This window comes from Thermostichus lividus PCC 6715 (assembly GCF_002754935.1).
Classification (GTDB): Bacteria; Cyanobacteriota; Cyanobacteriia; order Thermosynechococcales; family Thermosynechococcaceae; genus Thermosynechococcus; species Thermosynechococcus lividus.
In genome coordinates this window covers 643,149-669,336 of the sequence record NZ_CP018092.1, presented here as the reverse complement: position 1 = coordinate 669,336, position 26,188 = coordinate 643,149, and the positions used below count along the sequence as shown (strand labels likewise).

Here is a 26,188-nt window from a genome sequence, read left to right as displayed (position 1 = left end):
CAAGGCTAGAAAGGGCAACAGTTGGTAGTGTAAACTACGGTGATGTCCGTGGTCTGGTTACGGTGCCGTACCACTGCTAATCGCTGCACCTTGATGTCATTCTTTGGATGGGATTCACCTTGGCTGAGCATATCCCCACCTGCCTCAACGGTAAAACCTTAGCCCAGTCTATTGAGGCGAAGCTGGCGGCACACGTGCAAACCCTAAAGTCACAGTTGGGGCGGCCACCGGGGTTGGCTGTCCTCAGGGTTGGCGATGACCCCGCTAGTGCTGTTTACGTTCGCGCCAAGGAGCAGGCCTGCGAACGGGTTGGGATTCGCTCCTTTGGGGCTCACTTGCCCGCCAGTACGTCCGAAGCTGACCTCTTGGCTAAGATCACCGATCTCAACCATGATGAGCGGGTAGATGGTATTTTGCTACAACTGCCGCTGCCGCCTCACTTGGATGCGCGCCCTCTGCTCTACGCCATTCACCCTGATAAGGATGTCGATGGCCTCCACCCTGACAATTTAGGTCGTCTTGTGCGCGATGAGCCGGGGTTGCGCAGTTGTACCCCTGCTGGGGTGATGCAATTGCTGGCAGCTTACGGGATTGAGGTGGCGGGTCGGCAAGCGGTGGTGGTGGGGCGCAGTATTTTAGTGGGCAAGCCTCTTGCCCTAATGCTCTTAAATGCCGATGCAACGGTGGCGATCGCCCACTCGCGCACCCGTAACCTAGCTGAGGTGACTCGCAGTGCCGAAATTTTAGTGACGGCGATCGGTCGTCCCCGCTGCATTACCGCAGACATGATTCGCCACGGTGCCATTGTTATTGATGTTGGCATTAATCGTATTCAACGCCCAGATGGTAAATTTAGCCTGTGGGGCGATGTGGACTATGATGCTGCCTGTCAAGTGGCTAGTTACATTACCCCTGTTCCCGGCGGGGTTGGTCCGATGACCGTGGCCATGTTGTTGCACAATACAGTATGGAGCTATTGTCGCCGGCACAATCAGCCAGCGCAGTTACTCCAGTTGTCCCCTACAGACCAGCCTGCACGATGAGGAGACCCCAATGATTTCCGCCGACCCCCCCCACGTTCGCAACGCTGCTAGCAACTTTGACCTTAAGGCCTACCTGAAAGAACGGCAAGCCCTAGTGGAAGCGGCGTTGGAGTCTTCCCTGCCTGTGACGTACCCCGAAAAAATATACAATGCCATGCGCTATTCCCTCATGGCGGGTGGCAAGCGCTTGCGCCCCATCCTCTGCTTGGCAACCTGTGAGTTACTGGGGGGACGATCGCCATGGCCATGCCCACGGCCTGTGCCTTGGAGATGATTCACACCATGTCCCTCATCCATGATGATCTGCCAGCAATGGACAATGATGACTATCGGCGGGGCAAACTCACGAACCATAAGGTGTACGGCGAAGACATTGCGATTTTGGCTGGGGATGGGCTGCTTGCTTACGCCTTTGAGTATGTGGTTGAGCAGACCAAAAATGTGCCTGCGGAATATTTGCTAAAAATTGTTGCCCGCTTGGGTCACGCGGTGGCAGCGACGGGGTTAGTGGGTGGGCAAGTTGTCGATCTAGAGTGTGAAGGGAAAACAAATATTGGTGTTGAGACCCTGCACTTTATCCACTCCCATAAAACGGGGGCACTGCTAGAGGCTGCGGTGCTCTCAGGCGCACTCTTGACTGGGGCGGATGAAGCAACGCTCAAGCGGCTGTCTCGCTATGCCGCCAACATTGGTCTGGCCTTTCAAATCATTGACGATATTCTCGACATTACCTCGACCCGGGATGTGCTGGGTAAAACCGCTGGCAAGGATGTGACGGCGCAGAAAATGACCTATCCTCGGCTATGGGGGCTAGACAAATCCCGCCAAGAAGCTGAGCGCTTGGTGGCGGAGGCGAAGGCAGAGTTGGCACTTTACGGTGAGGCTGCGGTGCCCTTGCAGGCGATCGCCGACTATATTACTGCCCGTAGCCATTAACGGGTGTCACAGAACACCCAATCCGTAGGGTGGGGTAGTTCATAGAGGCACAACACGGTAGGATGGGCGCAGACCTTTGTCCGCAACGATGATGGATACTCTCCGCGAGCTGTTGTCTAACCATGTTCTCTGGGTGGCCTTGGCGGCTAGTGCGATCGCCCAAACCCTCAAGCTGCTGTTGGATATTGCCAAGCATCGTAAGCTGAACTTCCGGGTGTTGGTGGAAACTGGCGGCATGCCTAGTTCTCACTCTGCCTTAGTGACGGCCTTAGCCACGAGCGTAGGGTTGCAGCGAGGCTGGAGTAGTGTTGAATTTGCCATTGCCCTGGTCTTTGCCTTTATTGTGATGTACGATGCAGCCGGTGTGCGCCAAGCCGCCGGCAAGCAAGCGCGCATCCTCAACCAGATTGTCGAAGAATTTTTCCAAGAAGGGCACGAATTAGCAGAAGCCCGACTCAAGGAACTTCTTGGCCATACCCCCATTCAAGTGATTGCTGGCTCTGCGCTGGGGGTGGCGATCGCCTGGGTGGCAACCTAGAGGCTCAACTCTTCAGGCTTTGGGCTAGCTCAGTGTAGTATCGTGAGCGCTCAGTCTCCTGCAAGGCTTGGTAAGCCAGCGCCAACTGCTGGGCAGCACGTTCGCCCACGTAGTCCAAGGGAAAAGGCATCTGCTTGCTGTAGCGATTGGTGCGCCCCATCTCGAGGCAGTACTCAAAATAGGCAGTGGCACCAAGGGGAAAGCCTAAGGCCATTAGCCAGCACCCTGCTAAGTGGTTGAGGGGAGGATAGGTAGGGAACCAGATCAGGCTTTGCTGACAGAGCAATTGCAGCGCCTCGTGTTCTTCCGCCGCCAGTAAGCGTCGCCCCAGTTGATGGAGAATTTCTGGCAGGGAGCCGGGCACCTCTGGCGGGAGTTGGCCACTCAGGAGGTGAGGGAATAGGCGCTCAAAGAGTTCATTAAAGCAATCTTCCGCAGCACTAGGGTTATTGACGGCGTTGTACATATCCGCCAAGGCAAACAGTAAGCTCAGGCTCAGCCCTTCGCTGGCGCGGATGCGCTCCAAAATGGGGATATTGCGATCGCGCATCTTTGCCTGAATCTGGGCCGGCTGATAGCCGTAGTGATCAATTCTGAAAGTTGTGAGGGATCCGATAGTGATGGGGGCAGATCCTGAAGAGACCAATTGCTCATGAAAACGCCCCTGATAGCGGAGGGTGGGCAGGTTGCGAAAGAGGCGCACAATGGCAAAATCTGAAAACTGCTCCCCTGTGCCAATTTCACGGCGCAACAGTTGGTACGCCTGTACGCTGGGCGCTGCGGCTAACTGCTCCCTCAAGGAGGTATCACTGAGGCACACAAGGACTTCGTCGGCATCCAGTACCAGAATCCACTCACCGCTGGCTTGGTCTAGGGAATAGTTACGCGCCGCTGCAAAATCATCGCGCCACGGTAGGGTGTAGAGCTTCTCTGTAAACTGACGGGCGATCGCCACCGTATCATCCGTTGAGCCGGTATCCACCACCACGATTTCATCCACAACAGGCTGCACACTCGCCAAGCACCGCTGAAGATTTGTGGCTTCATTTTTGACGATCAAACAGGCGGAGACCTGCGGCATGGCCACCTACAGTAACTTTTCAAGTTGTTGACGCAGACGGTTTAGCTCTTTTTCCGAAAATTCACTCTCCGCGGCGGGCGGTACTCGGTTTTCAACCTCCCAGTCGGTTTCAGCCACATTGCGCTCCGGTGGAGTCAAGAATAACCGCTCAGCATCGTTCGTTGGCACAAACCCCCTAGGCACTAAATGGCATTCGTAACCTGAGGCTTGACAAAACTCTTCCACTTCCTTGGCATCAATTCCAACCACACTGGGACGTTGAAAATCCTGTGCTTCTAAGAGCAACCCATAGCGCTCAGCATCATCGGCGCACTCAAACATGAGAATTAGGTTGCGATCGCCCAGTTGCAGCGAATGAATACCCTCATTTGCGGTACCGGGATTGTAGAGCAAGACATAAACTTGCATAACGATTCGCCCCTGAAATCTCAACAGCGATTATACCGATTTTGGCTCCCTTACATCAGTTTCATCCACTAAGTTCTGAATGGTTAATCGCCGATGTTAGCTTAATAGGTTGTAACGTCTTGCAAATAATATCCACAAAAGCCCATCGCTGTTGGCCATAGAATCCCCCCCTAACATCAACTAAGCTAGAGGTAGGGGGCGATCGCTAACGCCAAAGGAGCGTGATCCATCATGTACAAAAAAATTTTGGTTGCGGTGGACGACACTGAATTAGGAGAATCAGTCTTTCAAACGGCTTTAGATTTGGCTTTACACTATCAAGCCCAAATGATGCTCATTCATGTTTTGTCCCCCACCAGCGAGTCCTATCCGGATCCAATTTTCACAACGCCGCTGGCGTCGGGGTTTATGTGGGGCTGCATGAGGAAGTGATGCGTGCCTACGCCGAACAGTGGGAGAGCTTTGAGCAAAAAGGGTTAGATATGCTGCGGCATTTGACCCAAGTGGCCACAGATAAAGGGGTTGCCACTGAATTCACGCAAGCCTTGGGGGATGCTGGCCGCGCCATTTGTGATTTGGCTAAAGACTGGCAAAGCGATCTCATTGTTGTGGGACGACGGGGACTCAAAGGGCTGAGTGAGTTCTTCTTGGGGAGCGTCAGTAACTACGTTTTACACAATGCCCACTGCTCAGTGCTCGCGATTCAACGTCCGAATCCCTAAGCAGGTTACTCAGCATGGGACAAAGCTGGCAAGTTGGCAACGTCTTCGGAATTCCACTGCGCATTGATCGCTCGTGGTTTATTGTCATCCTTTTATTTGCGTTTCTCAATGGAAGTGACTGGCAGGCCACCTACCCTGAGTGGGGAGCCTTGGCGTGGGGTATGGGGTTCCTCATTTCACTGCTATTGTTTGGCTCGGTGCTGCTACACGAGTTGGGGCACAGTTTGGCTGCTCGCTCGCAAGGCATTACCGTTCGCTCAATTACCCTCTTTTTGTTTGGGGGGATGGCTGCGATTGAGCGAGAATCGGCAACGCCTGCCCAAGCATTTCAGGTGGCGATCGCTGGCCCACTGGTGAGTTTTGGGCTGTTCGTGGTGCTGCGGCTCGCAGCAGTGCCGCTGCCTGCGGGGAGTCCCCTGCAGGAACTACTGCTGTACCTTGCCAGAATTAATTTTGTCTTGGCGCTGTTTAACCTCTTGCCCGGGCTCCCCCTTGATGGGGGGCAAATTCTCAAGGCGGGGGTTTGGAAACTCACCGGCAGCCGCTTTCAGGGGATTCGCTGGGCGGCGCGCTCCGGTCAGGTGCTGGGCTGGCTCGCCATGAGTCTGGGGCTGGCGGGGGTGCTCTTAGGTAGTGGCAACGGTTTGTGGATTGGTCTATTGGGGTGGTTTGCGCTGCAAAATGCCACGATTTACCATCGTCTCAGTCGCCTCCAAGAAGGCTTGCTGAAGCTAACGGCGGCGGCGGCCATGTCTCGGGACTATCGGGTTGTGGATGGCACCCTGTCCCTGCGGGAATTTGCCGATCGCTACCTCCTCTTAGCGGATCGCCAACCGACCGCCTATTTTGTGGCCACCGATGGCCGCTACCGTGGGCTGTTGGCGCCCCAAGCCCTGAACCACATTGAGCGCAGTATGTGGGAGCAAACCCCCATCGAACAATTAGCCGTACCCTTGGCAGCGATCGCCACCGTGCGGGAATCTGACTCCTTGGCCACGGTAGTCTGTACCCTTGAAGAGAAAGAGCAGCAATTTTTAACGGTGCTCTCCCCAGCGGCAGCGGTGGCGGGAGTGATTGATCGTGCCGATGTGATGGCGGCACTGGCGAGTCAGCTGGGCTGGCAGCTCAGCAAACAGGAACTACAACTCCTGAGGAAGCAAACCCACTATCCACCAGAGCTACAGCTCCTCGAAGTGGCGCGCACCGCCCTGCAATTGCAGAGTAGTGATCCGCTGCCCCCTGCCGATTGAAACCCGACCAGCGGGGTAGTTCATCAAAAAAGGCGGTATGATCGTGTTCCAGTGCTTCCCGTAGCGACGAACACGGTTAGTTGAGGCGACGCCATGATTCAGGTTGAGCACCTGACCAAAGTGTACGGAACAACGGCTGCCTTGCGCGACGTCAGCTTTACGGCAGCCACGGGGGAAATTTTGGGACTTCTCGGCCCCAACGGTGCTGGTAAAACCACGACGATGCGCATTTTGGCAGGGTATTTGCCCGCAACCAGTGGCACTGCGGTGATTGCTGGACATGAGGTTCACACTGACCCGATGGCCGTGCGGCAGCGCATTGGCTATCTGCCGGAACATCCGCCCCTTTACACCGAAATGACGGTTGTCGGATATTTGCATTTTGTGGCTCGTATTAAGGGGGTCAGCGCGGGCGATCGCCCCCAGCGGGTCAACTTCGCCCTCAAAAGCTGTGGCCTTCTTGATTGCCAACATACGATTATTCGCAAGCTCTCAAAAGGGTATCGGCAGCGGGTAGGGATTGCCCAAGCCATTGTTCACGACCCGCCGGCCATTATTCTGGATGAACCCACCGTAGGACTCGATCCCCGGCAAATTATTGAAGTGCGCCATCTCATCCAAACCCTTGCCGGACAGCATACGGTCATTCTTTCGACCCATATTTTGGCAGAGGTGAGTATGACCTGCGATCGCGCCGTCATTATCAACAAAGGCGAGGTAGCCGGCATCGGCAAACTGGATGAGTTAATGCAGCAGCTCAGCAGCAGCTACACCTACGATCTCGAACTCGTGGGCGATCGCCAGCACATCCAAACCCTGCTAACTCAGATGCCCCAGCTGCAAAACGTCAACTGGCTTGGCACTCCCGACCAACCACGGCAACAACTCCACATCAGCAGTCCTGAGGAAATTGGAGCCGATTTGGCCACCCTCCTCATCCAAAATGGTATTCAACTCTACGAGATGCGCCGCTCCCACGCCAACCTTGAAGACGTATTCCTCAAACTCACGACCGACGATGTTGCTCCTGCTGCCGCAGCCCCCACCCCGGCTGAGCCACCCATCGTGGAGGATGCCGATGCCTAACCGCTTACTCCACCGTGGCCGTATGATCATCGCCAACATTTTGGCCATCTATCGCCGTGAGTTGCAAAGCTACTTCACCGCTCCCTTTTACTATGTAATTGCTGGCGTCTTCTGGCTGCTGAGCGGCCTCTTTTTCATTGTGGTGATGACCACCATCATTAACCAAGTGGCGCAGCAGGACCTACTGCAACAACAATTTGGCGCACCCTCCCAAGCAGTGGATGTACCAAAATTAATTCTGGAAAGTTTTTTAGGGCTACTTGGCTCCATTTCCCAAGTGATTTTGCCCATGCTCTCGATGGGACTCTACACCGAAGAGCGTAAGCGCGGCACCCTTGAGCTATTGGCTACGTCCCCTATTACCAACTGGAGCGTAGCCACGGGCAAGCTCTTGGCGGTATTGACCTTTTATGCCACCCTGTTGCTTCCCCTTGTGGTCTATCAGTTTGTGACCCTGCAAAGTAGTACTCCCCCCCTCTCGCCGTGGCTAATTCTTGCCGGGAATGGTGGCTTGCTCCTGTTGGCAGCGGCCATTTTAGCCTTGGGAATGTTTTTATCCTCCCTCACCGACAGCACCATTTTGGCCGCTATTCTTGGCTTTGCTGTGTTACTGATCCTCTGGACTCTAGATATTTTGGCGAAGAATACCGGCGGCACCCTCAGTGAGGTGCTTACCTACCTCTCCCCCATCGAACATTTCTCAACCCTAACCCGCGGGGTTTTTCGCACGAGCAGCCTAGTAGTCTTTGGCAGCTATATCTTTTTAGGGATCTTCCTAACGGCACAGTCCATTGATGCATTTCGCTACCAACGGAATTAGGGGGTCAATCTTATGAAGCGCTTTGCCCTTGGTTCCTCAGCAGCAGTGTCCACTGCCCTTCTGTGGGTGGCACCCCTATGTCTTATCGCAGGAGCAACAGCGGGAATCGTCAGCGATCGCTGGGACTGGGTGCCCCTCACCCTATTAAGTGTAGGGGCGGGCGCACTACTGTTGTGGCTCATTTTGCAAAGCCGTGTCTCAGGAGGGTTTTGGGGACGGCGCTCTACCCAGATGAGTACCAACGCCATCCTCACCGTGGTGGCCGTCATCGCCCTGTTGGGGGTCGTGAATGTTCTCGGTAATCGCTATAGTGTTGACATTGATCTCACTGAAAACCAATCCTTTACCCTTGCGGTTGAAACCCGCGATGTGTTGCAAAACCTCAAAGAGCCCGTACAGGTCTTGGTTTTTGATACCAATGCCGCCAGTCGCGATCGCCTCTTACTAGAGCAATACCGTCGCCACGCCAACAACCAGTTTTCCTTTGAATTTGTTGACCCCCAAGCTCAACCCAGCCTTGCGCGCGAGTACAACGTCACTCAGGTGGGGCAGGTGATTGTTAAAGCCGGTACAAAAACCCAGCGCATTGACGAAGACCTCTCCGAAAGTAACCTCACCCCAGCACTGATTCGCGTCACGAGCGATCGCACTGTTACCGCCTACTTTACAACCGGGCACAATGAACTCCCCCTCACGGGTGGCTCCGCCAGTCTATCAGAAGTCGCTAAGCTCCTTGAGCAGCGGGATGTTGAACTTCTACCCCTCAATCTTTTGGAAAAAGGCAAGGTTCCTGAGGATGCCAACGTAATTGTGGTGGCAGGCCCACGGCAGCCCTTTTTGCGCCTTGAGGAAGACCTGCTCAAGAACTATTTGAATCGCGGCGGCAGCCTGCTGCTAATGCTGGATGTGGATGTCAATGTGGGACTAGCAGATCTGCTCAAGGACTGGGGGGTAACCCTCGATAACCGCTGGGTCATTGATGGCTCTGGCGTGGGTCAGCAGGTCGGCCTAGGGCCTGACACGATTATTGTTACCACCTATGGCAATCACCCGATTACCCAACGATTTGCCCAAGGCCCTAGCGTCTTTCCCCGTGCTCAAGCCATTCGCATTGAGCCGGTCAAGGATGATGATATTGTTGAGCTTGCCCTCTCTGGCTCGCAAACCTGGGCGGAAACCGACTGGCAGTCTGGAGATCTCGAATTTACAGAAGGGGTGGATACCCTCGGACCGCTGCCGTTGGCCGTGGCCATTACTCGCACCCTCAGTGAAGAGCCAGCCAAACAGGCACGTTTGGTTGTCTTTGGGGATTCCGAATTTGCCACCGATGGCGTGATTGCCTACCAAGGGATTAACAGCGACCTATTCGTTAATTCTGTGCTTTGGTTGGGCGATCGCGACCAGCAGGCACTGTCTTTGCGCCCCCGCCAAACCACCAATCGTCGCCTGCAACTCAACGTGGCTACCAGCCGCTGGATCGAAATTAGTGCTGTCTTGTTATTACCGCTGCTGGGGTTTGGCCTAGCGGTGTTCCTGTGGTGGCGACGACGCTAACCGTGAATTTTTATGGCACGAACCTCCTTCTCCTATGCACGCCTGCTGCTCTATGCACTACTGGTGGGGATCCTTGGTGGCCTAGTCTCCACCGCCTTTTATCAGGTTCTGACAGGGGGGTTTGCCCTCCTATGGGACACCGCACCAAACCTAGTCAGTATTAGAACCTGGGAGCATCTCTACCCCTACATTCCCCTGATTACTGCCACGGGCGGCCTCTTGGTGGGGTTGTCTGTCAAATTTTTCGGAGCCACGGGGGGTCTCACCGATGCTGTTGCTGAGTTACATCGGGATGGCAAGCTCAGCTATCGCTACATTCCGGGGATGGCCTTAGCCTCATGGCTCTCCTTACTGTTTGGCAGTAGTGCTGGGCCTGAAAGTCCAATCATTGATATTAATGGGGGTCTTGGCAGTTGGTTAGCAACTCGCTTACAGGTGTCAGCAGCCGTGGGGCGCATCCTCACCCTCTGTGGAATGGCGGCTGGAATGGGGGTATTTTTTAACACGCCTCTAGGGGCAACCCTTTTTGTTCTGGAGGTACCCCATCGGCGTAGTTTAGAGTTTTATGAGGCAATTATTCCCGCACTCATTTCCGCCTTTTGTGGTTTTACCCTGTTTCGGGTGATCACTGGCACCACCATCGGTAGTATTTATCGCTTTCCTCCTTACGATGCCTTACGCCCTCAGGATATTGGCACATCGATCGCCCTTGGCATCATTGGGGCAGCGGTGGGCGTAGTCTTTATCGTTGTGCATCGGCTCCTAGGGCGATGGCTGGCTCCGTACCAACCGCATCCTCTCATTTTGATTGTAGCGGTAGGCTTTCTCATTGGCCTGATTGCTCTGCTCTACCCCATTACTCTGTTTTATGGCGAGCGGCAAATTGAGCAAATTCTACAAATGGGGACGCGCTATAGTGCCCAAACTCTCTTAGGGGCTGCCTTTTTCAAAATTGTGGCACTAAGTCTGTGTCTCCATGGTGGGTTCCGTGGCGGTGTCGTCTTTCCCTTACTCTTTGTTGGCTCCTGTGTTGGCATGGCTATCCATCAAGTATTGCCGGCGATCCCTGTCAGTGTGGCTCTAGTTGACACCATGGCGGCAGTGACCGTCGCGGTGACGAAAACCCCTCTAAGCTTAGCCGTGATTCTCTCGGTGATTTCTCACACCGCCATGCTGCCCCTGATCACCACCGCAACCCTGACGAGCTATCTGTGTACCCTCCCGATCGCCTGGATCGCCAGTCAGCAGTCCCGCAGCGATGCTCCCTTAAACGATCCCTGAGAGAAACATTAATAAAATACAAAATTCAGATACAACCCTTTACAATCTGGTCAGGATCTGATTAATATAAAGTTACATTCCGGCTCATAAAGCTGAGATGCAGCCCTGAGACCCTCTCTTGGTGCGCATTTTAGTCCTGAGACGGACTTGTAACATTCATTCATTTTGTTCAACAGGACTTATCATTATGACGACTGTTTTACAACGTCGCGAGCAACTGAACCTGTGGGAGCAATTCTGCAGCTGGGTCACCAGCACCAACAACCGCCTCTACGTGGGTTGGTTCGGCGTGTTGATGATCCCCACTCTGCTCGCTGCTACTGCTTGCTTTGTGATTGCCTTTATCGCTGCTCCGCCGGTGGACATCGATGGCATCCGTGAACCCGTTGCTGGATCGTTGATCTACGGCAACAACATCATCACCGGTGCTGTGGTGCCCTCCAGCAACGCCATTGGCTTGCACTTCTACCCCATCTGGGAAGCCGCCTCTCTTGATGAGTGGCTTTACAACGGTGGCCCTTACCAGCTAATCATCTTCCACTTCTTGATTGGCGTGTTCTGCTACATGGGTCGTGAGTGGGAACTCAGCTACCGTCTGGGGATGCGTCCTTGGATTTGTGTTGCCTACTCTGCGCCTGTAGCTGCTGCTACCGCTGTGTTCTTGATCTACCCCATTGGTCAAGGCAGCTTTTCCGATGGTATGCCCCTCGGTATCTCCGGTACCTTCAACTTCATGTTGGTGTTCCAAGCAGAGCACAACATCCTAATGCACCCCTTCCACCAGTTGGGTGTGGCCGGTGTCTTTGGTGGCGCTCTGTTCTCCGCCATGCACGGGTCCTTGGTGACCTCCAGCCTGATTCGTGAAACCACCGAAACCGAGTCGCAAAACTACGGTTACAAATTTGGTCAAGAAGAAGAGACCTACAACATCGTGGCTGCCCACGGTTACTTTGGTCGCTTGATCTTCCAATACGCCAGCTTCAACAACAGCCGTGCACTGCACTTCTTCTTAGCTGCTTGGCCGGTTATCGGTATCTGGTTCACCGCTCTGGGGATCAGCACCATGGCCTTCAACCTGAACGGGTTCAACTTCAACCACTCTGTGGTGGATGCTCAAGGGAATGTGATCAACACTTGGGCTGACGTGATCAACCGTGCCAACTTGGGGATGGAAGTGATGCACGAGCGCAATGCTCACAACTTCCCCCTTGACTTGGCCAGTGCTGAGTCTGCTCCTGTGGCCATGATTGCCCCGAGCATCAACGGCTAATTCACAACATTTGCCTAGTTAGCTAGCAAACCGTCTCTCTCTGGAGGGGCGGTTTTCTTTTGGCAATTTGGCCTATCTCTGATTTCTGACAACTATCGTTATGATCGAGGGAATACTAGCTATCAAGTCCCTTCGGCATACTCCAGCCAGAGTGGCAGGGAATGTTTGCGCCAGTAAGCTGAGCACCAACCGTGAGGTCATCATTGCGGCTGCAAGGGGGCAAGCTATGTATATCAACGATTCAGTGGAGGGCAGTTCGATGCGAATCAAAGATTTCATCCTTCCGGTTATTCTTGTTGGGTTGGTGTTTGTTGGCTTTGGCGATCGCTTTTTGCCAGCACCGCTGAGTACGGCCAGTGCTTCCAGTCGCGAGCAACTTGATACCCTCTTTAAGGAGCTGTTTACGGGCTTTTCTACCTATAACCGCTACCATAAAACCGAGCAAATGATTCGTGAGGCTGAAAGAGCTGAAGGAAAGTAAAGGATGCGCCGTCTGCTGCTTTTTTTGCTGTTTATGGTGACGACTGGGGCGATCGCCGTGTTTTCGGTGCAAAATGCAACCGCCGTATCCCTACGGTTTTTAGCGTGGCAATCCATTCAGTTGCCCCTAGGGGTTTTATTAGTTCTAGTGGCGGTTTTGGCACTGTGGATTCCCTACATCGCTAGTGCCGGCCGGTAATGCGGTGGCACCCTACCTGCTGGGTCATTCTTTTGGGGCTGCTGGCAGCACTGTTACCCTTGGTGAGCCTCGCTCATACACCGCTGCGATTGGAGGTGAATCCCGATCATCCTGCGGCCAATGATGGTTCCTTGCATACCGCCGCTCAGCCCTTTGGGACGATTACGGCGGCTCTGGTATGGGCGCACAACCATGGCGATCGCCCCGTAGAGATTTACATTCACAACGGCACCTACCGTGAAGCCCTTGGCACCCTAGAGAACCATCGTACCCCCCTGCGTCTAGTGGCTCAGACCCCCGATCGCGTCCGTCTGCAGGGAAGTATGCAATGGCCAGACTGGCAATGGGTGAGTACAAATGGAGCCATCCAAGTGTATCGCCATCCATGGCAGCAGCGGTGGGGGGCTGCCGGTAATCCGTGGACGGCCTACAACATTCAGCTGCCGGCCTTGGCTCAGCGGGGGGAGATGGTGTGGTTAGCAGGGGCACCACTACGGCAGCGACTGGCCTTGGCAGAGCTAATGGGTCATGATTTTTACGTGGATGAAGCACAGGGCGTTGTGTACGTGGCATTGCCAGAGGGGGTTGACCCTGCGGTGTTAGAGGTGGCGATTCACCGTGAGGCGCTGCGGTTACTCAACAGTGCCCATATTGCTTTGGTGGGGCTGCGCTTTGAGCATTATGGTGGTGCCTTTAGCCAAGCATTGCGAATTGAGGGCAGCCAAGACATTGAGGTGCACAACTGTACGTTTTGGGGCAATAACTGGGGCGGTCTTGAGATGCACAATAGCGATCGCATCCACATTCGGCAGAGCCGTTTTTTAGAGAATGGCTGGCGGGGGATGGCCGCAGGCGGCATTCGCGATCTGGCGGTGCACGATGTACTGGTCAGTGGCAATAACTGGCGGGGGGGATGGGCTGGCTTTTACGACTGGGATGCTGGTGAAAAGTATTTTCATCTGCGGCGGGCGACCTTTGATCGCTACCGGGCGATCGCCAACCAAGCAGCGGGGCTATGGCTGGATACCGATAATCAGGCGGTAGCAATTCGGCGCTCGCAGCTCATCGGCAATGCCGTTGTTGGTCTGTTCATCGAGGCGGGAACGGGGCCAGTGACGGTTGAAAACTCTGTGATTGCCTACAACTATGCGGTTGCTCCCAACTATTTGCAAACGCCGGGCGTCTTTGGCTGGGCGGCACAGGCCGTGACCCTACGCAACAACTGGATTATAGAAAATGAAGGGGCACAAATTGGCGTGCGCGATCCCTACCCCCGCAGGATCACCCTGCCGGACACAGGCGAGTCAGTCACCATTACGTCCAAGGATTGGCGGCTAGAGAACAACTACATCGGTGCCCAGCAGCAGCTCCTATTAACCACCCTACGGGGGCACCCCTTTCTCGAGACCCTCACCCTAGGGCACAATCAGTGGTGGAGCGATCGCCCCCAACCATTTCACCTTGAGGGCACCCCCTTAAGCTGGCAGGCATGGCAGCAGCAGTACGGTAGCGCCAGCGATCGCTTTCGCAGCAGTGAGTGAGGAGGGCTGTCCATGATTCAGGAGCAGGTCGTTTTGATTACGGGTGCCAGCAGTGGCATTGGTGCGGCCTGCGCTGAAGTGTTTGCCGCAGCAGGCGCACGCCTTATTCTGTGGGCGCGGCGGCAGGATCGCCTAGATACCCTAGCAAAGCGCCTGCCACAGGAGTGCACCGTCTTAACCCAAGCCGTGGATGTGCGCGATCGCCCTCAAGTCTTGGCAGCCCTAGCATCTCTGCCACCGGACATGGCCAACATTCAAATTCTGATTAACAATGCTGGCCTCAGCCGCGGCCTTGAACCCTTTGCCGAAGCGCAGATTAGCGACTGGGAGGAAATGATTGACACCAACTTGAAGGGGCTGCTCTACGTGACCCGCGCCATTTTACCCGACATGATTGCTCGACGGCAGGGGCATATTATTAACGTTGGATCCATTGCCGGGCACCAAGTCTATGCTGGTGGCCATGTCTATTGCGCCACCAAAGCAGGGGTACAGGCGCTGAGCCAAGGGCTGCGGCTGGATCTCCTCGGCACCCCCATTCGTGTCACTGAAATTGACCCCGGGATGGTGGCCACCGAATTTAGTGAGGTTCGCTTCCATGGCGATCGCCAGCGTGCTGCCGCCGTCTATCGCGGCATGACACCCCTAAGTGCCCACGATGTTGCGGAAGTCATCCTTTTTGCAGCAACCCGACCTGCCCACGTCAACCTGAACCAGATTGTCCTGATGCCCGTGGATCAAGCTAGCACCACCATGGTTTACCGGCGCAATTCAGAAGCGGAAGCCTGAAGCAACTGGCGACAAGGAAGCGTCAAAAGCGTCGGTCTGGGGGGGTGGGTTGCGAAACCCCATCCCTCTCAAGGGTGGGGTAGTTCATGTAAACTACTCCCAGCTAAAGCAGGGAGCTTTTAGTAGCCCTGCAGTTAGCAAGCCAACCACGAGCCTCTGGGGTGGTTTACAACACCCCCAATCGACCGTTACCAGTGCCTTAAACAACCGTTTCTGGTGTCCGCAGTACAATTATAACCTAAGGCAACTAAAGTTGCTAAAGGAGCTTTCCTCCCCGCACTGAAGTACGGGGCTTCCAGCCATACCCGATGTGACTGGTTGAATCGGTTAATGGATGGTCTCGACGAGTTTGAGCAGTTCACCCATAGCTACGACGATCGCTATCGGCACACTGGTCAGGAACTCTTTCGCATTGCCGAGCGCCTCTTCGCAGAGTGTCGTGTTGTCCGCTAGACTTAAAAAACAAGGGCTGCGCCCACCCTAGCGGCACTAAGTATGCACTATAGGGTGATTGTGCTTAATCCTTCCCCAGAATGCAAGCAACATAAAATGAAACATACACTGTCGGTACTAGTAGAAGATGAAGCGGGAGTGCTGACCCGCATTGCTGGCCTATTTGCACGGCGCGGCTTCAATATCGAGAGTCTTGCCGTTGGACCTGCAGAGCAGTTGGGGATCTCTCGGATCACGATGGTGGTGCCCGGCGATGATGCCATCATTGAGCAGCTGACTAAGCAGCTTTATAAACTCATTAACGTCCTTAAAGTACAGGACATTACAACCACTCCTTGCGTTGAGCGCGAACTAATGCTGCTCAAAGTCAATGCAACGGCCAGTACTCGCTCGGAAATTTTAGAACTGGTGCAAATTTTCCGTGCCAAGGTGGTGGATGTGGCCGATGAGTCATTGACCATTGAAGTCTCTGGTGACCCCGGTAAGATGGTGGCCATTGTCCAAATGCTCAATAAGTTCGGCATTCGTGAAATTGCCCGCACGGGTAAGATTGCCCTTGTGCGCGAGTCAGGGGTGAATACAGAGTATCTGAAATCGCTGGAGGCACGGGTTTAATTGCGCTGGAGGCAACGGTGGCTAGGGTGGAGCATCGGGGCGATCGCCCTTGGGTTAAGTAGTTGTACAACTGCGGAACCCCCCACCTTAAGTGACAATACGATTCCTTTAGGGGCTGCCTTTGCCCAGACGGGGAATGCGTCCCTCTACGGTCAGGAGTTAGCTCAGGGAGCGCAGGTGGCGGTGGCGTTTTTTAACGCCCAAGGTGAGCTTAAGGATTATACCCTCCGCCTTGTGCTACAGGATACCGGTAGTGATGAAGCAGGGGCAGTCAATGCCTTTCAAACCCTGATCAACCGCGATCGCGTTGTTGGCATTATTGGGCCAACGCTATCTCAGCAAGCCTTTAGTGCGGATCCCATTGCTGAACAGGCGGGGGTGCCAGTGGTGGCCGCTTCGAATACCGCACGGGGGATTCCCCAACTGGGCGCCTTCATTAGCCGTGTTTCCGCTGGGGTTGAAGTGGTTGCACCAACAGCCATTGACGCCGCCTTGGCCATCAATCCAAACATTCGTCGCGTCGCCGTCTTTTTCGCTCAGGATGACGCCTTTAGCCGCTCGGAAACAGACATTTTTCAGCAGGCTATCCGCAGCAAGCCCAACCTTGAATTGATCACCGTTCAACAAACCCAGACGACCGATACTAACTTTCAAGCTCAGATTAACGCCACCCTCAGCCTCAACCCAGACTTGATCGTAATCTCTGGCCTTGCTGCCGATGGGGGAACCTCATTCGCCAGTTGCGCGAACTGGGCTATCAAGGGGTGATTCTAGGGGGCAATGGTGTCAATACGGTGAATGTCTTTCCTGTCTGTCGCCGCCTTTGCAATGGGGTACTGGTGGCTCAAGCCTACAATCCTGAAAATCCAGCCCCTATGAACCTTAAGTTCCGTGACGCTTTTGAGGCGCAGTATCGCCAACTGCCCTCCCAATTTAGTGCCCAAGCCTTTACCGCTGTCCAGGTCTTTGCCCAATCCCTCAGCAAACTCTCCCGGCAGCACAAGTTAGGGCAGTTATCCTTGCCAGAGCTACGCCAAGCCTTGAATCAACAACTCCTGCAAGATACCTATGACACTCCCTTAGGCGAACTGCGCTTTACCCCAGAGGGGGAAGTAGTGCAACGGTACTTTTACGTGGGGCAAATTGAGATGAGTGAGGATGGCCAAACGGGTCAGTTCCGTCTTGTGCGTCAAGTAGAGCGTCAGCCGTGATCAGGCCAAGGATCGGTACGTTAGCGTCATCGGCGGAAAGCACCGCACTGTACCTTTGGGGCAGTGTTGGGAGTATGTCATGGATTGATAACTTTGATGAAGTTCTAGCAGCTCATTTGCAATCTTAATAGGTTCTTAATTTTCCCCTAACTTTCCCCAGAAATTCCCCAAGTTTTGTGAGGTTTTCCACAGGCTGCCTAGGGGTTTTCCACAGGGGAGAACCGCTTGGCAAGTGTTTAGGCGGTTTCTGGGGATAACTCCCTTGAGCAATGCTGAGGATGGCACTGTTGCCGCAAAGCCGCATTCTGCCGTGGATTGCCCGTGTCAGAATAAGCCTAAGAGAGGATTGACAGACTCAGAGCCAACCCAGACAATGGAGTTCCACAGATAGATATTTGCTTGCCAAAAACCTTAACCATCCCGTGCTAAATCCCCTTGATAGCTAGGTTATGGGGATTTAGAGCAGTGCTGCTTGGAATATTTTCCACAGGTTTCCACAGGGCGAGTAGGATTGGCCTGCAATAATGTTTTGGTTTTACCGAGGTAACTCACTGTATGAACGCTCAAGCCACTATTAGTATTCTGGCCGAGATTCCTGAGGAGCTGCACGAATCGTTGAAACATTATCTAGAGCGGCACCCTGACTGGGATCAGGATCGGGTGTTTTGTTGCCGCGCTGTCCCTCTTTTTGCTGCAAAATGGAGAGTGCGATCGCCGTACCGCGCGGGTTTATTTAGACTCGTTATTTAAGCGGTTTTAGGCATTGCAGACCGGTGATTGGTAGGAATCAAGCTAGGTGAGTGAACCTATTGTCGTAGATGTTGCTGTTGTTGGGGCGGGGTTAAGCGGCCTGAGTGTTGCATGGCGGTTGCAACAGGTGGCACCGCAGTACAAGGTGGTGGTGCTGGAGGCCAGCGATCGCCTAGGCGGGAACATCACGACCGAAGCGCGGGACGGCTTTGTGTGGGAATTGGGCCCCAATAGTTTTGCGCCCACCCCTGCCCTGCTGCACCTTATTGCCGAGGTGGGGCTTCAGGATCAACTGCTGCGGGGCGATCGCCGCCTGCCCCGTTACATTTATTGGCGCGGCAAGCTCCACCCTTTAGAGCCTACCCGCCCCCTCGCCCTCGCCACGAGCGGGTTACTTAGCCCTTGGGGAAAACTGCGAGCCGCCTTAGGTGCCTTTGGCTTTGTCCCGCCCTACCTTAGGGATGCCGATGAATCCGTTAGCTCGTTTTTTCAGCGCCACTTAGGGAAAGAGGTAGCCGAGCGATTGGTTGCGCCCTTTGTGTCTGGGGTTTATGCTGGCGATCCACAACAACTGAGTGCAGCGGCGGCCTTTCGGCGCATTGTCCAACTGGAGCAGCTCGGCGGTGCTCTCATACCGGGTGCCCTACGGCTACGGCGGCAGCAGCCCCCCAAGCCCACCCCCCCAAAGGGACTCGAGATGCGTCCAGGGGAACTGGGGTCGTTTCAGGAGGGATTAAGTGCCCTCCCGCGGGCGATCGCCCACCACTTAGCAGCACCCATTCACTTACAAACGGCACTGCATCAGCTTACCCCCGAACTCAGCGGCGGCTATACCCTAAGCGCCACCACCCCTGATGGCGAGCAAGCATGGCGTGCCCGTAGTGTGGTGCTGGCCACCCCCGCCTATGTCACCGCAGACCTCCTGCGGCCATGGCAACCCACAATTGCTGCCGGTCTAGAGGCCATTCCCTACCCAGCGGTGGCCTGCGTGGTCTTGGCCTATCCTGCCGCGGTGGGGGTAACCGCTCGTCCCGGCTTTGGGGTACTGATTCCCCGCACTCAAGGATTACGCACCCTTGGCACAATTTGGTCATCTTGCTTGTTTCCCGAGCGCACGCCGTCTGGCTGGCAAGTGTTTACCAGCTTTATTGGTGGGGCAACGGATCCTGAATTGGCGACGCTTGAACCCGAGGCCATTGTCCAGCAGGTGCAGCAGGATTTAGAGCACATGCTTGCCTTACCCCCAGCCAAAGCCCGCTTATTGGGGATGAAACTGTGGCGGCGAGCCATTCCCCAATACACCCTTGGCTATCCGCAGCAGTGGCAGCAGATCACCCACGCCCTGAAGCACCTGCCCGGCCTATTCCTGTGTAGTAATTACGCGGCTGGCGTTGCCCTAGGCGATCGCGTCGAACATGGGTATAACACTGCTGCTGCGGTGGATGCCTACTTAGGAGGGACGTATGGCTCTGTCTAACTATATGAATGCAGCACTGGATCGAGCTGTCTATCGTATCGACCCCGAAGATGGCTTGATCTACGGTGAAATTCCCGGCTTTGATGGCGTCAGCGCCAAGGGAAAAACCCTCATTGACTGCCGCGAGCACCTGTCGGAATTACTGGAAGATTGGATCTATTTCCATGTCTCCCGCGGCATCCCTGTGCCAATCATTGATGGGATTGAAGTCCCGATTCGTGAGGTCTTTTAGGGAAGACTGGCAACGGTAGAATGGGTGGCCTCGCTTTTTTCCCTTAAAAAGGTATCGCAGGGGGACCTCACCCCTGTAATATCAGTAAAAGAATACTGAACTGAACCGCCCCGTAAGGGAATGTCCACTTCTACGAGCAAAGGGAATCGTCAGCTATGAGCAGTAAGCCAGACCGTGTGGTTCTCATCGGCGTTGCTGGAGACTCCGGCTGTGGTAAATCAACATTCTTGCGCCGACTGGCCGATCTGTTTGGCGAAGAATTTTTGACTGTGATTTGCCTAGATGATTATCACAGTCTGGATCGCAAGCAGCGAAAAGAAACGGGGATTACGGCTCTTGACCCCCGCGCCAATAATTTTGATTTGATGTACGAGCAGATTAAAGCGCTCAAAAATGGCGAATCGATTATGAAGCCCATCTACAACCATGAAACGGGCACCATTGATCCGCCAGAAAGAATTGATCCTAACCATGTCGTTGTGATTGAGGGGTTACACCCCCTTTATGATGAGCGGGTGCGCTCCCTGATTGACTTTAGCGTCTATCTCGATATTAGCGATGATGTCAAAATCGCTTGGAAAATCAAACGGGATATGGCGGAGCGGGGGCACACTTACGATGATGTGATTGCCTCCATCAATGCCCGTCGCCCTGACTTTATGGCCTACATTGACCCCCAAAAGCAGTACGCCGATGTGGTGCTACAAATTCTGCCAACGCAGCTAGTGAAAGAAGAGAAAGTAGGGAATATTCTACGGGTGCGGATGTTGCAGCGGGATGGCGTTCCGGGCTTTGATCCGGTTTACCTCTTTGACGAAGGCTCAACTATTTCTTGGGTGCCCTGCGGTCGTAAGCTTACCTGTTCCTACCCCGGCATTCGCCTCAGCTATGGTCCTGACGAATACTATGGTCACTCGGTTTCGGTGCTTGAAGTGGATGGCCGCTTTGAAAAGCTGGATGAGGTGATCTACATCGAAAGCCACCTCAGCAATACATCGACAAAGTACTATGGTGAAATGACAGAGCTACTGCTGAAGCACCGTGACTACCCAGGCTCTGATAATGGCTCTGGCTTGTTCCAAGTGTTGACGGGGTTAAAAATGCGCGCCACTTACGAACGACTGACCTCCCGAACGGTGGCCACGGTAAGTAATCGTTAGCCCATGTGCTGGCGATCGCCCCTTGGGGTCATCACGAGGAGCACCCATGCAATCGCGCCATCGATCCAACTGGTTCATTGTTTTGCTCGTTAGTCTGTGCTGGTTCATGCTGGTTTGTGAGCCAGCCCAGGCGGCAGTTGTGGATGATATGGTACTTGTGCCGCGCTACGCCCTGAGCGCCCTCAGGTTCCATAAGCGTCCGACCGTCGAGCCACTGCGCAGGCTGTGGGACACGGCACTCACGCCCCAATTAGCTACGTGGGGCTGGCAGTGGTCTGATATGGCAACGTGGGCACAGGACGAGGGAGTACTGGTACAGTTGCCCTGTGCAACTCAGTGTGATGCGCCACGGTTGCTATGGATTTGGCACTTGAAGCGACCAGACGCTGCCACTGCCTTCTTGAACCAGTATTGGCAAGATCATGCGTTTGATACCCAGACCTACCAAGGGGTTCCGGTGCAGGTGGGCGAGCGGGTCGCCACAGCAACCTTGGGCGATCGCCTGTTAGTGGCCACCGATCCCGCCGCGATCCTCGCTAGCTTGGGCAGCCGTAGGGCGAAGGATGCCAACCTTGGGGGGGTAGCCTTTTATCAAGAGGCACTGGCGCAATTTAATGATCAAGACAGCCTCCTTTTCTATGCCAACCTGCACCCCTTCACCCCAGAGAACCAGTTTGCCCCAGCCTACGATCGCCTCCTAGTGGGGGTTCGTAGCCACAATAATGAGATTCACCTAGAAATTGCTCTCCATGCCACTGCTGCACCGGCGGTAGCTTCCGTACCATTGCCCTTGGATGACCTGCGCGCCCTTGGCGATCGCCCCACATTGGTCTTAGCCGGACGGCAGTTGCCCACCACCTACCGTGACCTGCTGGCCAACCTAGAGACATTCAGCGTGGCCACGACCCCTAGGGGTACCCCTATTGTCCCTGAACTGCTGCGGGATTTCACGCTGGGGGTAGATCTAGAAGAGATAATTTTCCCCTTGGCCACAGATCGCTACACCCTTGCACTGTGGCGGCAACCAGCGGGTTGGCAATGGTGGTGGCAAACCCGCCAAACCCCCGAAACCCCCACACTATTGAAAAAACTGGATGAGCAAGCGCGCTCCGCTGGCTATGACGTGAATCGCCTAGTGCTGGATAAGCAAGCAGTGACTGCATGGGTCAAGCTTGCCCTTGCCGCCGACACCAGCGAAGGTTTAGCCGCAGAGGTAGCAGCGGTCTATCAGCAAGACAACGACACCCTAACCCTTGCTTCGGCACTCCCCTACCTGATGCCTGCCAAGCAACGGGCACCATGGCTGAGCGACGAACTGACCCGTCAACGGCGTGCTATTGTTGGCCTAGCCTATGCCCAATGGTCAGATCTCTACCCTTACCTAGCGGAGCGGGTGCCCCTGTTGGCCTACCTGAATGGTCTAACGGCTGGTTGGCTAGGGCGGCTGCAAAGCATTACATGGGTGAACTATGGTGCTAGCGATCGCCTCCAGCGCAGTGAAATAATTGTTACCACCAATTGATATTAACGAAACGTTAAGTCTGGGGAGGCTAGTTGCTGTAGCCCCTTGCCCCCAGTATTGGTTAAAGTAGGGAGTATTATGTTTGCTGACTGGGGTAATTATGGCATCAGTCCTCGATGTAACCAATCGCGATCGCTCCGTAGAAAGTGAAAGTTTAGCAGCACAAACGTTACGCGATCGCTTGCGGCTAGTTGAAGAGGTCTTGGTGGATGTCCTTGCTGCCGAATCGGGGCAAGAGCTTGTGGATCTGTTGCGGCGCTTGGGTGCCTTGTCATCGCCAGAAGGCCATGCTCTGCATCCACCGGAAGGCGAATTACTCAAAGTGATTGAGTCATTGGAACTGAGCCAATCCATCCGTGCAGCGCGTGCCTTTAACCTTTACTTTCAAATCATCAATATTCTTGAGCAGCATTACGAACAGCAGTACAACCGTGAGCGAGTGCTGCAAGAGGGGTTGCGGCGGCGCAGCGTCATGAGTGAACCCATCTCCGGCGTGAGTGGCGAGGGCTTTCCCTTAGCCCATAATGCGGCCAATGCGACGGATGTTCGCAGCGGGCCAAGCGAGCGCCTAGAGCATAGTTTGTACGAAGCTACCCCCGCCACGCAGCAGCACGGCTCCTTTTCATGGCTGTTTCCTCGCCTGCGCACCCTGAATGTGCCCCCTAAGTATATTCAAAAACTACTGGATCAGCTTGACATTAAGCTGGTTTTCACGGCGCATCCAACGGAAATTGTGCGCCAGACCATCCGTGATAAGCAGCGGCGGGTGGCACGGCTGCTGGAGCAAATGGATACCGTTGAGGGAGCCTCGCCCCACCTCACCGATTGGACGGCTCACACCCTACGCGCCCAACTGATGGAGGAAATCCGCCTGTGGTGGCGCACCGATGAGCTGCACCAGTTCAAGCCGGAAGTGCTTGATGAAGTGGAATATACGCTTCACTATTTCAAAGAGGTGATTTTTGCAGCGATTCCCCAGTTGTATCGCCGCCTCCAGCAATCCCTCAAAGAGAGCTTTCCCTATCTCACTCCCCCCCGCTACAACTTCTGCCGTTTTGGTTCGTGGGTCGGGGGCGATCGCGACGGTAACCCCTCCGTTAAACCGGAAGTCACATGGCAAACCGCTTGCTATCAGCGCAACTTAGTTCTGGAAGAGTACCTAAAATCTGTTGAGCGGCTGATTAACCTGCTTAGCCTGTCACTGCACTGGTGTGATGTGCTACCGGACTTGCTAGACTCCCTTGAACAAGATCAACGGCAACTCCCCAGTGTTTACGATCAGTATGCGGTGCGCTATCGCCAAGAACCCTACCGTCTCAAACTCACCTATGTCCTCAAACGGCTGCAAAACACGCGCGATCGCAACCGTAACCTCCAAACCTACTGCATTCGCCGCCCAGATGCCGAGTCCCTCAACAGTGGTCAGTACTATGCCCACGGCCATGAATTTTTAGCAGAGCTAACCCTGATCCAACGCAACCTCAAAGAAACGGGACTGACCTGTCGGGAACTGGACGACCTTATCTGCCAAGTAGAGGTGTTTGGGTTTAATTTGGCAGCCTTAGACATTCGCCAAGAAAGCACGTGCCATGCCGATGCCCTCAACGAAATCACCGCCTACTTAGGCGTGCTGCCCTGTCCCTACAATGAGCTATCGGAAACCGAGCGAACCCGCTGGCTCCTGAGTGAGCTATCGACCCGCCGCCCCCTCATCCCGGGCGAACTCCCCTTTAGCGATCGCACCAATGAAATCATTGAAACCTTTCGTATGGTGCGGCAACTGCAACAGGAATTTGGTACTGATTTGTGCCACACCTACATTATTAGTATGAGCCACGATGTCAGCGATCTGCTAGAGGTGCTGCTCTTTGCCAAGGAAGCAGGGCTGTTTGATCCGGTGACGGGTGCCAGTACGGTACAAGCGATTCCCCTCTTTGAAACCGTAGAGGACTTAAGACGCGCCCCAGCGGTCTTGACGCAGTTGTTTTCCTTGCCCTTCTGCCACAATTATCTGGCCAGCCATACCACCCCCTTCCTACAGGAAGTCATGCTGGGCTATTCCGACAGCAATAAGGATTCGGGCTTTTTAAGTAGTAATTGGGAAATTTATAAAGCACAGCAGCGGTTGCAAAAAATTGCCGAAGCCTTTGGATTTCAACTGCGGATTTTCCACGGACGGGGTGGCTCCGTCGGACGGGGCGGCGGACCTGCCTACGCAGCGATTTTGGCGCAACCCGAACAAACGATTAATGGCCGCATTAAAATTACCGAGCAGGGAGAAGTGCTGGCCTCGAAGTATTCCCTGCCGGAATTGGCGCTCTTTAACCTAGAAACGGTCGCAACAGCGGTTATTCAAGCCAGCTTACTCCGCAGTAGCATTGACGAAATTCAGCCATGGCATGAAATCATGGAGGAGTTGGCCATGCGATCGCGCCAGTGCTATCGCCATCTCATCTACGAGCAGCCAGAGTTCATTGAGTTTTTTAACGAAGTGACCCCGATCCAAGAAATTAGCCAACTGCAAATTAGCTCGCGACCAACTCGCCGAGGGGGCAAAAAAACCCTAGAGAGTCTGCGGGCTATTCCATGGGTATTTAGCTGGACGCAAACGCGCTTCTTGCTGCCTGCTTGGTATGGGGTTGGCACTGCCCTCAAGGAGTTTTTAGACGAGAAACCTGCTGAGCACCTCTCGTTGCTGCGCTATTTCTACTACAAGTGGCCTTTTTTCCGGATGGTGATCTCGAAGGTGGAGATGACCCTTGCCAAAGTCGATCTAGAAATTGGCCGCTACTACGTCCAAGAACTGAGTGCCCCCCCAAATCGCCAGTCGTTCTTCCGCCTTTACGATCAAATTGCTGAGGAGTACCGACTCACTAGTGAACTGATTTTGACAATTACTGGGCACGAGCGATTACTAGATGGCGACCCAGCCTTGCAGCGCTCTGTGCAGTTACGCAATCGCACCATTGTGCCGTTGGGGTTCTTACAGGTGTCGCTACTAAAACGCCTGCGCCAGCACAACAGCCAAACCACCTCCGGGGCAATTTTGCGCTCCCGCTATGGTCGGGGGGAACTGCTGCGGGGGGCATTGCTGACCATCAATGGTGTAGCCGCTGGGATGCGCAATACGGGCTAAGCCCCTGCCAAGCAATACAGGTAGCCATCCAGCGCCAAGGTAGCAAACAGGCGGGGGCGATCGCCCCGTAGGTTATGGGCATCATTGATCATTCCCAAGAAACACCGGAATCAGGAGTTCCGTTTCTGGTTTAGCAGGCATTGTCAGGCTTGCAAACTCGCTGTCGTCGGGGATAACAGCTTGGGCATCACTCCATTGCCGCAGTGTCAAGCCAGCTGCCAGTCCGGTGCCCCCCCAGAGGAGAAAACGGTTGATTTGCCGTCGTTTCACTGTTGACCTAGGTTGAATGAGGGGTTGGAGCAAATATGACAAAATTACTGGTATCGAAGTGATTCTAGTCAATTTTTGTATGCCTTAAAATTTGCTATTACCCGCTGGGGGCAAGATCCGTTTAGCTACGGTGCCTACTCGTTTATTCCTCCCTTAGCCAGCCCCCAAGACTACCGCACCCTTGCCCAACCCATTGAGGGGCGGCTATTGTTTGCTGGCGAAGCCACCCACGATCGCTATCCGGCCACAGTGCATGGCGCCTATTTGAGCGGCGATCGCGCTGCTAGGGAATGGCTGTCAGCAGCCTAGCGCCCTGCAAACACAAAGATTACCCTGCGTCGTCGCTGTTCGACGGTGCAATTGA

The 26,188-nt window shown here is 54.5% G+C and carries 25 protein-coding genes and 3 pseudogenes; 25 read left to right on the top strand and 3 right to left on the bottom strand.

Annotation, left to right across the window (positions count from 1 at the left end; all coding sequences use genetic code 11):
* Positions 1 to 119 precede the first annotated feature (119 nt).
* The 3 genes and pseudogenes from folD to BRW62_RS03390 all read left to right on the top strand — a co-directional run bounded on the left by folD (position 120) and on the right by BRW62_RS03390 (position 2,517).
* Positions 120 to 1,043, top strand: a complete 924-nt coding sequence (folD, locus tag BRW62_RS03400) for a bifunctional methylenetetrahydrofolate dehydrogenase/methenyltetrahydrofolate cyclohydrolase FolD (protein WP_227517544.1) — start codon at positions 120 to 122, stop codon at positions 1,041 to 1,043.
* 10 nt (positions 1,044 to 1,053) lie between these two features.
* Positions 1,054 to 1,979 (top strand): annotated as a pseudogene (gene crtE, locus BRW62_RS03395) (geranylgeranyl diphosphate synthase CrtE).
* An 88-nt stretch (positions 1,980 to 2,067) separates the two neighbouring features.
* The gene (locus BRW62_RS03390; RefSeq protein ID WP_099798276.1) at positions 2,068 to 2,517 is read left to right on the top strand and encodes a divergent PAP2 family protein; all 450 of its coding nucleotides are present in this window, start codon (positions 2,068 to 2,070) and stop codon (positions 2,515 to 2,517) included.
* A gap of 4 nt (positions 2,518 to 2,521) precedes the next feature.
* Here the strand turns inward: BRW62_RS03390 and BRW62_RS03385 are convergent, their stop codons facing one another.
* Both BRW62_RS03385 and BRW62_RS03380 read right to left on the bottom strand, forming a co-directional pair.
* Positions 2,522 to 3,598, bottom strand: a complete 1,077-nt coding sequence (locus BRW62_RS03385; RefSeq protein ID WP_099799813.1) for a glycosyltransferase family 2 protein — start codon at positions 3,596 to 3,598, stop codon at positions 2,522 to 2,524.
* A 6-nt stretch (positions 3,599 to 3,604) separates the two neighbouring features.
* Positions 3,605 to 4,006 (bottom strand): DUF3110 domain-containing protein, encoded by a 402-nt coding sequence (locus BRW62_RS03380; RefSeq protein WP_099798275.1) that lies wholly within the window; start codon positions 4,004 to 4,006, stop codon positions 3,605 to 3,607.
* A 231-nt stretch (positions 4,007 to 4,237) separates the two neighbouring features.
* Here BRW62_RS03380 and BRW62_RS14580 point away from each other — a divergent pair, with 231 nt between their 5' ends.
* The 21 genes and pseudogenes from BRW62_RS14580 to ppc all read left to right on the top strand — a co-directional run bounded on the left by BRW62_RS14580 (position 4,238) and on the right by ppc (position 25,554).
* Positions 4,238 to 4,438: a universal stress protein gene (locus tag BRW62_RS14580; RefSeq protein WP_250644953.1), complete on the top strand. Its 201-nt coding sequence runs from the start codon at positions 4,238 to 4,240 to the stop codon at positions 4,436 to 4,438.
* Positions 4,438 to 4,728 (top strand): universal stress protein, encoded by a 291-nt coding sequence (locus BRW62_RS14575; RefSeq protein ID WP_250644961.1) that lies wholly within the window; start codon positions 4,438 to 4,440, stop codon positions 4,726 to 4,728. Before BRW62_RS14580 ends, BRW62_RS14575 begins: the two co-directional genes overlap by 1 nt.
* Before the next feature lie 14 nt (positions 4,729 to 4,742).
* Positions 4,743 to 5,978, top strand: coding sequence for a site-2 protease family protein (locus BRW62_RS03370; protein WP_099798274.1), 1,236 nt, complete (start codon positions 4,743 to 4,745; stop codon positions 5,976 to 5,978).
* Between the two features lie 93 nt (positions 5,979 to 6,071).
* On the top strand, positions 6,072 to 7,064 hold the full coding sequence (locus BRW62_RS03365) for an ABC transporter ATP-binding protein (RefSeq protein ID WP_099798273.1): 993 nt from the start codon (positions 6,072 to 6,074) through the stop codon (positions 7,062 to 7,064).
* A complete protein-coding gene (locus tag BRW62_RS03360) occupies positions 7,057 to 7,884 on the top strand; it encodes an ABC transporter permease (RefSeq protein WP_198406138.1) in 828 nt (275 codons plus the stop codon). The genes BRW62_RS03365 and BRW62_RS03360 overlap by 8 nt, the downstream gene beginning before the upstream one ends.
* Positions 7,885 to 7,896: 12 nt before the next feature.
* Positions 7,897 to 9,438, top strand: coding sequence for a GldG family protein (locus BRW62_RS03355; RefSeq protein ID WP_099798271.1), 1,542 nt, complete (start codon positions 7,897 to 7,899; stop codon positions 9,436 to 9,438).
* A 12-nt stretch (positions 9,439 to 9,450) separates the two neighbouring features.
* Positions 9,451 to 10,719, top strand: coding sequence for a chloride channel protein (locus tag BRW62_RS03350; RefSeq protein ID WP_099798270.1), 1,269 nt, complete (start codon positions 9,451 to 9,453; stop codon positions 10,717 to 10,719).
* 187 nt (positions 10,720 to 10,906) lie between these two features.
* Positions 10,907 to 11,989: a photosystem II q(b) protein gene (psbA, locus tag BRW62_RS03345; protein WP_099798269.1), complete on the top strand. Its 1,083-nt coding sequence runs from the start codon at positions 10,907 to 10,909 to the stop codon at positions 11,987 to 11,989.
* Between the two features lie 226 nt (positions 11,990 to 12,215).
* A complete protein-coding gene (locus tag BRW62_RS03340; RefSeq protein ID WP_099798268.1) occupies positions 12,216 to 12,470 on the top strand; it encodes a hypothetical protein in 255 nt (84 codons plus the stop codon).
* Between the two features lie 3 nt (positions 12,471 to 12,473).
* Positions 12,474 to 12,668 carry a lipopolysaccharide assembly protein LapA domain-containing protein gene (locus tag BRW62_RS03335; protein ID WP_099798267.1) on the top strand — a complete coding sequence of 65 codons (195 nt, stop codon included), beginning with the start codon at positions 12,474 to 12,476 and terminating at the stop codon, positions 12,666 to 12,668.
* Positions 12,668 to 14,209, top strand: coding sequence for a right-handed parallel beta-helix repeat-containing protein (locus tag BRW62_RS03330; RefSeq protein WP_099798266.1), 1,542 nt, complete (start codon positions 12,668 to 12,670; stop codon positions 14,207 to 14,209). Before BRW62_RS03335 ends, BRW62_RS03330 begins: the two co-directional genes overlap by 1 nt.
* A 6-nt stretch (positions 14,210 to 14,215) precedes the next feature.
* Positions 14,216 to 14,998 (top strand): SDR family NAD(P)-dependent oxidoreductase, encoded by a 783-nt coding sequence (locus BRW62_RS03325; protein WP_099798265.1) that lies wholly within the window; start codon positions 14,216 to 14,218, stop codon positions 14,996 to 14,998.
* A gap of 318 nt (positions 14,999 to 15,316) precedes the next feature.
* Entirely contained in the window at positions 15,317 to 15,451 is a 135-nt protein-coding gene (locus BRW62_RS14715; RefSeq protein ID WP_257790495.1) for a hypothetical protein, read from the top strand.
* A gap of 96 nt (positions 15,452 to 15,547) precedes the next feature.
* The gene (gene ilvN, locus BRW62_RS03315) at positions 15,548 to 16,066 is read left to right on the top strand and encodes an acetolactate synthase small subunit (RefSeq protein ID WP_099799812.1); all 519 of its coding nucleotides are present in this window, start codon (positions 15,548 to 15,550) and stop codon (positions 16,064 to 16,066) included.
* Positions 16,067 to 17,277: pseudogene (locus BRW62_RS15050) on the top strand (ABC transporter substrate-binding protein).
* 555 nt (positions 17,278 to 17,832) lie between these two features.
* Positions 17,833 to 18,037 (top strand): annotated as a pseudogene (locus tag BRW62_RS15045) (DUF2811 domain-containing protein).
* Between the two features lie 36 nt (positions 18,038 to 18,073).
* Positions 18,074 to 19,504 carry a protoporphyrinogen oxidase gene (gene hemG / locus BRW62_RS03300; RefSeq protein WP_099798264.1) on the top strand — a complete coding sequence of 477 codons (1,431 nt, stop codon included), beginning with the start codon at positions 18,074 to 18,076 and terminating at the stop codon, positions 19,502 to 19,504.
* A complete protein-coding gene (locus BRW62_RS03295; protein ID WP_099798263.1) occupies positions 19,491 to 19,736 on the top strand; it encodes a type II toxin-antitoxin system HicB family antitoxin in 246 nt (81 codons plus the stop codon). The genes hemG and BRW62_RS03295 overlap by 14 nt, the downstream gene beginning before the upstream one ends.
* A gap of 155 nt (positions 19,737 to 19,891) precedes the next feature.
* Positions 19,892 to 20,896 (top strand): phosphoribulokinase, encoded by a 1,005-nt coding sequence (locus BRW62_RS03290; protein WP_099798262.1) that lies wholly within the window; start codon positions 19,892 to 19,894, stop codon positions 20,894 to 20,896.
* A gap of 46 nt (positions 20,897 to 20,942) precedes the next feature.
* Positions 20,943 to 22,418 carry a DUF3352 domain-containing protein gene (locus BRW62_RS03285; RefSeq protein WP_099798261.1) on the top strand — a complete coding sequence of 492 codons (1,476 nt, stop codon included), beginning with the start codon at positions 20,943 to 20,945 and terminating at the stop codon, positions 22,416 to 22,418.
* A 100-nt stretch (positions 22,419 to 22,518) separates the two neighbouring features.
* Positions 22,519 to 25,554 carry a phosphoenolpyruvate carboxylase gene (gene ppc / locus BRW62_RS03280; RefSeq protein ID WP_099798260.1) on the top strand — a complete coding sequence of 1,012 codons (3,036 nt, stop codon included), beginning with the start codon at positions 22,519 to 22,521 and terminating at the stop codon, positions 25,552 to 25,554.
* A gap of 81 nt (positions 25,555 to 25,635) precedes the next feature.
* Here the strand turns inward: ppc and BRW62_RS03275 are convergent, their stop codons facing one another.
* The gene (locus BRW62_RS03275) at positions 25,636 to 25,824 is read right to left on the bottom strand and encodes a hypothetical protein (protein WP_157768323.1); all 189 of its coding nucleotides are present in this window, start codon (positions 25,822 to 25,824) and stop codon (positions 25,636 to 25,638) included.
* Positions 25,825 to 25,899: 75 nt separating this feature from the next.
* Between BRW62_RS03275 and BRW62_RS03270 the strand changes: the two genes are divergently transcribed.
* Positions 25,900 to 26,133, top strand: coding sequence for an FAD-dependent oxidoreductase (locus BRW62_RS03270; RefSeq protein ID WP_099798258.1), 234 nt, complete (start codon positions 25,900 to 25,902; stop codon positions 26,131 to 26,133).
* Positions 26,134 to 26,188: the final 55 nt, after the last annotated feature.